The organism is Micromonospora sp. KC207 (genome assembly GCF_004348615.1).
GTDB lineage: Bacteria > Actinomycetota > Actinomycetes > Mycobacteriales > Micromonosporaceae > Micromonospora.
The window spans coordinates 1-1,651 of the sequence record NZ_SMKJ01000565.1; the positions used below are offsets into that span (position 1 = coordinate 1).

At 71.4% G+C, this 1,651-nt stretch carries 2 protein-coding genes; one reads left to right on the top strand and one right to left on the bottom strand.

All coding sequences use genetic code 11. The features are described 5' to 3' along the window. Positions 1 to 18 precede the first annotated feature (18 nt). Positions 19 to 852, bottom strand: coding sequence for an exonuclease domain-containing protein (locus tag E1258_RS32500; protein ID WP_132407798.1), 834 nt, complete (start codon positions 850 to 852; stop codon positions 19 to 21). 317 nt (positions 853 to 1,169) lie between these two features. Here E1258_RS32500 and E1258_RS32505 point away from each other — a divergent pair. Next, the coding region (locus E1258_RS32505; RefSeq protein WP_207919927.1) for a cellulose binding domain-containing protein at positions 1,170 to 1,651 on the top strand (482 nt) is incomplete at its 3' end.

Below are 1,651 nucleotides of genomic sequence, written 5' to 3' on the forward strand. Positions count from 1 at the left end.
CCCCACCCCCGGCCGGCGTCAGCCGCGTGGTGCCGCCTCCAGGGGCCACTGCGTGCTGACCGTCTTGCCGAGGCCTCGCCGGTCGAAGGAGAGTTGGAGGTCCCGAGCCTGCTCAACGTGCCAGCCGATCTGCGCCTGGTGCAGCGCGTCCGGCCGCATCCGCGCGATGCGCTCGTGCCGGGCCGCGATCGACCGGGCCAGCTCGGCGGCTGCCCGGGCGTCGCTGGCCGCGTCGTGGGCGTTGTCCAACGTGACCTCGTAGTACCGGCACAGGTCGCCGAGCTGCCGGCGGCCGTACCAGCGGGGCTCGACCTGCTGATGCAGCACCGACGGGTCGATGACGACGGCCCGGTCCCAGTCGAGGGCGGGCAGGCCGTGCCGGGCCAGTTCGGTGTGCAGCGCCGTCACGTCGTACGGGGCGCAGAAGGCCACCAGCGGGGTGGAGTCGGCGATCAGCTTGGCGATCGCCGTGCCCAGCTCCGCCAGCGCGTCCCGGGCCGGCCGGCCGCCGGTGCGAACCATCTCGTCGGTGATGCCGTGCCGGGCCGTCGCGTCGGCGGGGATCGGCACGCCCGGGTCGACGAGCCACTCCCGCGTCGTGCCGTCGGGGTGCACCAGGGCGGCGGAGACGATCCGGGTTTCCATCGGCTCGGGCAGCGTGCCCTCCAGGTCGAAGCCGACGACCGGCAGGTCGTGCCAGCCGCCGTGGCACCCCATCGGCGGCGCGACCCGGACCGGGACGCACCCGTTGTGGTACGTGCTCCAGATTCCGTTGACGCTGGCGCGCTGGCCGGTGCCGGCCCCCACCTGGGCGTGGCAGGTGGCGCAGCGCCCGGCGTACTTGTTGATCATCGAGCTGTCTCCTGTGTGGGGTGTTGGCGAACCAGGAGACGATCTTCGAGTACGCGCCAGGCGGAAGCCCTGTCGCACACGCCGACGATCGGGCCGATCATTGCTCTTTGTGGACAGTCGTGCTGGATGGCCGGGCGGTGAGAGGGGAGCCCTTCTCTACCCCAGGCGTTAACAGGGGGCCCTTCCTTGCACCCGCCCCCTGCCGGCGTGCCCCTTTCGTCGATCGACGCATGTGCATCTTGACGAACTGATGACGTCGTGAGTAGCGTCTCACCAATCATTTTGGAAAGTTTCCTAACTATTTGAGGAGACGCCACATGAAGAGATCGCTCCGTCGGGCCCTCTGGGCCGGCACCGTGGTCGCGGTGACCGTCGCGGCGGTCCCGGTGACCTCGGCGTTCGGCGCCGGGGGTGTGACCGCCACGTTCGCCAAGGTGCAGGACTGGGGGACCGGTCACGAGACGCGGGTCACCGTCACCAACGGCTCCGCCGCCAGCGTCAGCACCTGGCGCATCGAGTTCGACCTGCCCGCCGGCACCACCATCAGCAGCGCCTGGGACGCCGACGTCACCAGCAGCGGCAACCACTACGTCGCGGTGAAGAAGAGCTGGGCCGGTCCGCTCGCCCCCGGGGCTACCTTCAGCTGGGGCTACAACGGCACCGGGGCGTACCGGGCGCCGCTGAACTGCACCATCAACGGCGCACCGTGCGGCGGGGGCACCATCCCGACCACGAGCGCCCCGCCGCCCACCACCGTTCCGCCGACGACGGCCCCGCCGACCACCGCACCCCCCACGAC

Bases quoted from the DNA above. Each gene is read 5' to 3' on its own strand.
- E1258_RS32500 (WP_132407798.1), bottom strand. From the start codon at position 852: ATGATCAACAAGTACGCCGGGCGCTGCGCCACCTGCCACGCCCAGGTG.